At 73.3% G+C, this 5932-nt stretch carries 7 protein-coding genes; 1 reads left to right on the top strand and 6 read right to left on the bottom strand.

Features of this window, described 5'->3' with window-relative positions; translation table 11 throughout:
- Positions 1–108: 108 nt before the first annotated feature.
- The 6 genes from ABT247_RS31105 to ABT247_RS31080 all read right to left on the bottom strand — a co-directional run bounded on the left by ABT247_RS31105 (position 109) and on the right by ABT247_RS31080 (position 4592).
- Positions 109–759 (bottom strand): histidine phosphatase family protein, encoded by a 651-nt coding sequence (locus ABT247_RS31105; protein ID WP_350749316.1) that lies wholly within the window; start codon positions 757–759, stop codon positions 109–111.
- Positions 756–1214, bottom strand: a complete 459-nt coding sequence (rsfS, locus tag ABT247_RS31100; protein ID WP_350749314.1) for a ribosome silencing factor — start codon at positions 1212–1214, stop codon at positions 756–758. Before rsfS ends, ABT247_RS31105 begins: the two co-directional genes overlap by 4 nt.
- 277 nt (positions 1215–1491) lie before the next feature.
- Positions 1492–3333: a LytR C-terminal domain-containing protein gene (locus ABT247_RS31095; protein WP_350749311.1), complete on the bottom strand. Its 1842-nt coding sequence runs from the start codon at positions 3331–3333 to the stop codon at positions 1492–1494.
- A gap of 39 nt (positions 3334–3372) precedes the next feature.
- A complete protein-coding gene (nadD, locus tag ABT247_RS31090; protein ID WP_350749308.1) occupies positions 3373–4005 on the bottom strand; it encodes a nicotinate-nucleotide adenylyltransferase in 633 nt (210 codons plus the stop codon).
- 124 nt (positions 4006–4129) lie between these two features.
- Complete coding sequence (locus ABT247_RS31085) at positions 4130–4288, bottom strand: hypothetical protein (RefSeq protein ID WP_350749306.1); 159 nt, start codon at positions 4286–4288, stop codon at positions 4130–4132.
- Between the two features lie 154 nt (positions 4289–4442).
- Complete coding sequence (locus ABT247_RS31080; protein ID WP_350749303.1) at positions 4443–4592, bottom strand: hypothetical protein; 150 nt, start codon at positions 4590–4592, stop codon at positions 4443–4445.
- 271 nt (positions 4593–4863) lie between these two features.
- Between ABT247_RS31080 and ABT247_RS31075 the strand changes: the two genes are divergently transcribed.
- The gene (locus tag ABT247_RS31075) at positions 4864–5916 is read left to right on the top strand and encodes a M48 family metallopeptidase (protein ID WP_350749300.1); all 1053 of its coding nucleotides are present in this window, start codon (positions 4864–4866) and stop codon (positions 5914–5916) included.
- The last annotated feature ends 16 nt before the right edge of the window (positions 5917–5932 follow it).

The following is a 5932-nucleotide window of genomic DNA, read 5'->3' as shown; positions in this document are numbered from 1 at the left end:
GGCTTCCGAGAAGTCTCCCGGGAAGGCCCTCGGAGAAGCCGCGGGGACCGGCGCCGGCCGGTGCCGCCCCGGGCCGGAGCCGTCGGGTGTCGCGCCGGGCCGGAGCCGTCAGGTGTCGTCGCCGATGACCGGCTGCGGGAGCGTGCCCGCGTTGTGCTCCAGCAGCCGCCAGCCGCGCGCCCCCTGGCCGAGCACCGACCAGCAGCAGTTGGACAGCCCGCCGAAGCACTCCCAGAGCGGGGGCTCCAGGCCGAGCAGCCGCCCGAGCATGGTGCGGATGGTGCCGCCGTGACTGACCACGACCAGCGTGCCGTTCTCCGGCAGCTTGGCGGCCGCCTCCAGCACGACCGGCACCGAGCGGTCGGCGACCTCGGTGGACAGCTCCCCGCCGCCCCCGCGCCGCACCGGCTCCCCGGCCGCCCAGGCCGCGTACTCCTCCGGGTAGCGCTCGCGGATCTCGGCGTTGGTCAGGCCCTGCCAGGAGCCGGCGTAGGTCTCCCGCAGGCCCTCGTGGTGCTGCACGTCGAGCCCGGTGACCTTGGCCAGCTCCTCGGCGGTGCGCCGGGCGCGCTTGAGGTCCGAGGAGATCAGCAGGTCAGGGCGCAGGCCGGAGAGCAGCCGGGCCGCGCGCTGCGCCTGCAGCACGCCCTGGCCGGTCAGCTCGATGTCCGTGGTGCCCTGGAAGCGGGATTCGAGGTTCCAGGAGGTCTGGCCGTGCCGCCAGAAGACGATGCGCGGGCCCCGCGCCCCGCGGCTCAGTGCAGGTCCTCGGGCTTGCCGAAGTCGTCGGCCGGGGCGACGGCGTTGCCGGCCTCGTCGGTGATGGCGTCGGGACGGTTGCGCGAGGCCACGGCGTCCTCGGGCAGCGGCAGCTCGGGGCAGTCCTTCCAGAGCCGGTCCAGCGAGTAGAAGGAGCGCTCCTCGGAGTGCTGGACGTGCACCACGATGTCCAGGTAGTCGAGGAGGATCCAGCGGCCCTCGCGCTCGCCCTCGCGGCGCACCGGCTTGATGTCCAGCTGCTCGCGCAGCTGGTCCTCGATCTCCTCGGCGATCGAGCGGACCTGGCGGTCGTTGTTCGCGGAGGCGATCAGGAAGGCGTCGGTGATCGACAGCACCTCGCTGACGTCGAAGGCGATGATGTTGTGCGCGAGCTTGTCGGCCGCCGCCTGGGCGGCGACGGTGATGAGCTGCTGGCTGTGGTCGGTGACGGTCACGGTGTTCTTCCGGCTCGGCGGCTTGGGGCGGCCCCGGCACACGGCCGGGGGTCGCCTTCCAGGATCTCACGCCGCCCCGGCGGGCCCGGAACCGTTTTCCCGGGCCGCCGGGAGCAGGTGCGGTCGGCCGCCGGGACCGGGCGGGGTCGGCCACCGGCACCGGGCGGGGTCCGCCCCCGGCACCGGCGGGCTCGGCCCCCGGCACCGGGCGGACCCGGGACCGTCTTCCGGGCCCCGGCATCGGGCGGCCTCGGCCCAGGCCCGGGCGGCCGCCGCTCTACTGCTTGGGCGGCTGGTAGTCCTTGCCGAGCACGACCACCAGGTCCGCGTTCTGGGCGTCGCCCACCTTCTTCACCGCCGAGTCCGGCAGCCCCAGGCTGGTCGCCAGCGACTTCGCCGCGGCCTGCCGCGCGTCGTCGGTGTAGCGGATCTCACTGGTGGCCTGGGCGGCGGTCTTGGCCCCGCCCGGGATGAAGGTCAGGCCCGAGTTGACGATCTGGACCTGTGCCGCGGCCGCGGCCGCGTCGTTGCCGGTGGCGTCCTGCAGGGAGACCCGGGCCGCCGCGTCGCCGGCCGCCGCGGACTTCACGGTGCCGCCGAGCACGTCCTTGACCTGCTTGCCGGCGGTCGCCTCGTCCAGGCTGCCGTCCGGCTTGACGGTCAGCGCGGTGGTTCCGAGGTGTCCGTCCTTCGCCTGCTGGGCGAGCTGGGCGAGCACGCCGGCGAGGGCGTCCTCGGGCAGGGACGGGTCGAGCACCGCGTTCATCCGGTGCACGTCGTCCTTGGCGTCCTTGAACTCGGTCGGCATGGTGCGCACCACCGCGTCCAGCACCTGCCCGAAGCGGGCCAGCTGGGCGTCCCGGTTCTCTCCGGGCCCCTGCAGGGTGGCGTAGGCGACCGCCGCCTTGCCGCTGAGCAGGGTGTTCTTGCCCGCGGCGGACAGCAGCTTGCCGTCCGGCTTGCCGCCCTCGTGGGTCTCCGCGTTGGTGTCCACCCGGACTCCGCCGAGCTGGGAGACCAGCATCTCCAGGTACGGGGTGTCCAGCCGCCAGGTGCCCGCCACCGGGGCGCCCAGCACGGTGGACAGGCCGTCGCGGGTCGCCGAGGCGCCGACCGCGTCCATGGCCTGGCCGACGGTGGTGACCGGCGGATCGCCCGGACCGGGCAGCCGCAGGTTGTCGGGCAGCAGCAGCACCGTGCCCTTGTGTCCGGAGGCGTCGTTGACCAGCAGCGCGGTGGACACCTTGCCCTGCAGGTCGCGCAGGTGGACGACGTTGACCTGGCGCCCGCCGGCCGCCGCGGCGGCGGTCGGCTTGTCGCCGGTGAACCACAGGTAGCCGCCGACGCCGCCCGCCGCGAGCGCCACCGCCACGCCGAGCCCGATCAGCCGGTTGCGCAGCTTGCGGCGGCGCTCGGCGCGCACCTCGCTGCGCGACTCGGCGAACTTCAGCCAGTCGATGACGTCCTCGGACTCCTCCGCCTCCTCGTCGACGAAGGTGAACTCGCCCGTGGCGTAGCTGTCCTTGGGCGCCCGGGAGCCGGCCTTGCCGGACCGTGCTCCGGAGACCTGCTCGGAGGGCGGCTCGGGCTTGGCCGGGGGTGCCTCGGCGGCCGGCCGGCGCGGACGCGGCCGTGGCGGCGGCACCGCGGCGGGCGCGGGGGCGGCGGGTTCCCCCGGGGCGGCGGGAGCGGGGGCGGCGGCCCCGGGCTGCGGCTGCGGCTGCGGCTCGGCGGCCGGCGGCGCGGCGTCGCGGTACGGCTGCTGGTAGCCCTGGTGGTACCCCTGCTGCTGGTAACCGCCGTACGGGTCCTGGGTGTACACCGGCTGCCCGTACTGGTCGTACTGCTCGTACTGCGCCGGCTGCTGCTCGTACCCCTGCTGCTGCGGATACCCCTGGTAGGGCTGCTGGTACGGCTGCTCCTGGTACCCCTGCTCCTGCTGGTACCCCTGGTGGCCGGCGTAGGACCCCTGCCCGTACACCGGCTGCCCGTACTGGTCGTACTGCTCGTACTGCGCCGGCTGCTGCTCGTACCCCTGCTGCTGCGGATACCCGTGGTAGGGCTGCTGGTGCTGCCCGGTGGACCACTCCTCCGGCTGCTGCCCGTTGCGCTCGCTCATGCACCCACCTCGCTGCGCTCACTCACTGGCGCTCCCGGCTCAGGTCCCGTGCGGCGCGTACAGCGCCCGCTTGTCGATGTAGCGGACCACGCCGTCCGGGACGAGGTACCAGACGGGCTCGCCCTTGGCGACCCGGTTGCGGCAGTCCGTGGAGGAGATGGCCAGCGCCGGGACCTCCACCAGGGAGACCCCGCCCACCGGAAGTCCGGCGTCCGACAGAGTGTGCCCCGGGCGAGTGCATCCGATGAAGTGGGCCAGCGAGAAGAGCTCGTCGGAGTCGCGCCAGGACAGGATCTGGGCGAGCGCGTCGGCGCCGGTGATGAAGAAGAGGTCGGCGTCCGGGTGCAGGGCGTGGAGGTCGCGCAGGGTGTCGACGGTGTACGTCGGGCCCTCGCGGTCGATGTCGATCCGGCTGACCGAGAACTGCGGGTTCTCGGCGGTGGCGATGACCGTCATCAGGTAGCGGTCCTCGGCCGGGCTGACCTGCCGGTCGCTCTTCTGCCAGGGCTGCCCGGTCGGGACGAAGATCACCTCGTCCAGGTGGAACGCGCTCGCCACCTCACTGGCGGCGACCAGGTGGCCGTGGTGGATCGGGTCGAACGTCCCGCCCATCACGCCGAGGCGCTTCTTCACCGGTTCCGGTCCGCCGGGGGTCCCGGCCTGCTCTCCCATGCCGCCACACCTTACGCGACGCCCGTTACGGTGCGGGAACGGCCGGGTGGGGGTTGCCCGCAGATGCGTGAGGGAGCGGCCGGCCCGGTGGCCGGACGCTCCCCGAGCGGTCCGTGGACGCGGCTCAGCGGTCCCGGTTGAAGCGGGTGGTGATGAAGAGCAGGAGCAGCAGGATGAACAGCGCGGCGCCACCCGTCAGGGCCGGGTTCAGGCTGTCGTGGTTGCCCCCCTCGCCCTCGGCGAGCAGGTTCATAACGGGGAGTGCGGCAGCAGCAGTGCTCATGGTCGGCGGGACCTTCTCGGCTCGGTGAACGGACCTGGGGGTGGTTCCGGGCCGGTGAGGGCCCACCCGTCATCGTACGGTGGGCCGCCCGGCAACCGCTCGGCGGCCCACCGCCACTGACCGGGCGTGAGCCCGCGGGAGCCGGCGGGGCCGGCTACCGGCCGCTGCGGAAGGCGCGGGCCATGGCCCAGACCAGCAGGCCGACCCCGACGAAGGACGCGATCATGATGATCCGCAGGAACAGGCCCGGGCCGGACTCGCCGGAGATGGGGGCGGCCAGGCTGACCAGCGCGTCGGTGGACATCTGAGGGCTCCTCGAACTGCTCGCTACCGCGGCCGGGTCCGGTCTCGGTTCCAGGTCATTCAGGGTAAACCCGCCTCACACCGGCGCGACTCACCGACCCCTGCCGCCCGGTCCGCCCACCGCCCCCTGCTGCCCGCTCCGCCCGCCGCGTACGCTGCCCCGGGGACGAGTACGCAACCGCGGACGTTGCACAGACAGTCGTTTCAGGCGAAGAGCAGCGGGGGGCCGGCACCGGGCCGGGACCGCCGTTCGACCAGGAGGTACTCAGACCATGACCGACACGTTCGAGAAGACCCCGAGCCGGCGCCGTCAGCGCTTCCCGGAGATCTCCACCCGGGCCTGGGAGCACCCCGCCGACCGTTCGGCCCTGGTCGCCCTGCGCAGGCTCTCGGGCTTCGACGACGTCCTGAAGAAGCTCGCCGGGCTGGTCTCCGAGCGCGCGATCCGGCTGATGTTCCTGGCCACGGCGGTGAAGACCTCCGAGCGCCAGTTCCCCGAGCTGTACGACATGGTGCGCGACGCGGCCTACGCGCTCGACCTGGACCAGGTGCCGGACCTGTACGTGACCCAGGACCCGACGGCCAACGCGTACACCATCGGCATCGACACGCCGATCATCGTGATCACCAGCGGCCTGGTCGAGCTGCTGGACGAGGAGGAGCTGCGCTCCGTCATCGGCCACGAGGTCGGCCACGCGATGTCCGGGCACGCCGTCTACCGGACGATGCTGATGATCCTCACCAACATCGCCACCCGGATCGCCTGGGTGCCGCTCGGCAACCTGGCGATCATGGCCCTGGTCACCGCGCTCAAGGAGTGGTTCCGCAAGGCCGAGCTGTCCAGCGACCGGGCCGGGCTGCTGGCCGGGCAGGACCTCCAGGCGTCCATGCGGGCCCTGATGAAGCTGGCCGGCGGGCACGACCTCGGCGAGATGAACGTCGACGCCTTCCTCGAGCAGGCGGAGGAGTACGAGAAGGCCGGCGACCTGCGCGACGGCGTGCTCAAGCTGCTCCAGCTGCTGCCGCAGACCCACCCGTTCGCGGTGGTCCGGGTCGCCCAGCTGAAGAAGTGGGCGGAGAGCGACGAGTACCGCTCGATCCTGGCCGGCGCCTACCCGCGCCGCTCGGACGACCGGGACGCCTCGGTCGGCGAGCAGTGGAAGGCGGCCGCCGAGCACTACACGACCTCGGTGAAGGAGAGCAAGGACCCGCTGATGGGCCTGCTGCGGGACGTGGCCGACGGCGCCGCCAGCGTCGGCGGCAAGCTGCGCGACACCTTCACCGGCGCCGGCCGCGGACCGGCCGCGGACCGCGACGGCAGCTGAGCCGTACCGGCGCCAC

It is taken from the genome of Kitasatospora sp. NPDC001539, from assembly GCF_040298565.1.
Lineage (GTDB): Bacteria > Actinomycetota > Actinomycetes > Streptomycetales > Streptomycetaceae > Kitasatospora.
The sequence above is the reverse complement of the archived record's forward strand: the minus strand, read 5'-3'. Positions and strand labels throughout refer to the sequence as shown.